Genomic DNA, 333 nt, shown 5'->3' on the forward strand with positions numbered 1-333 from the left:
TGGTCCACGGCACGAACTCGAACTTCATGCCGATGCCGGTTTCCTTGGTGAAGTCCTTGGACAGTTCCACGAGTGCGTTGGCCGGGTCCCAGGCGGCCCAGCAAAGCGTCAGGTCTTCCGCATGCGCGACGTTCGAGACGGCGGTCGACGCAAGCATCGCCGAGGCCAGACCCAACGTCAGTTTCATGGTCGATTTCATGCCTTCCTCCCATTTGCGAAACACGTCCGGATGACGGTTTCAAGAGCCCTCAAACCCCTCTCCTCCGGGGCCTAAACATAGCCACGCTCCAGCGCCGGCGATGTTTAGTAATTTGTTTAGTAATGCTCGTTTTA

Annotated in this window: 1 pseudogene; it reads right to left on the bottom strand. The window is 57.4% G+C overall.

The annotated features are described in order from the left end of the window. Window positions 1–199 (bottom strand): annotated as a pseudogene (locus EN807_RS33690) (carbohydrate ABC transporter substrate-binding protein); the annotation flags it as partial. Between the last annotated feature and the right edge of the window lie 134 nt (window positions 200–333).

It is taken from the genome of Mesorhizobium sp. M5C.F.Ca.ET.164.01.1.1, assembly GCF_004792125.1.
Classification (GTDB): Bacteria; Pseudomonadota; Alphaproteobacteria; order Rhizobiales; family Rhizobiaceae; genus Mesorhizobium; species Mesorhizobium wenxiniae.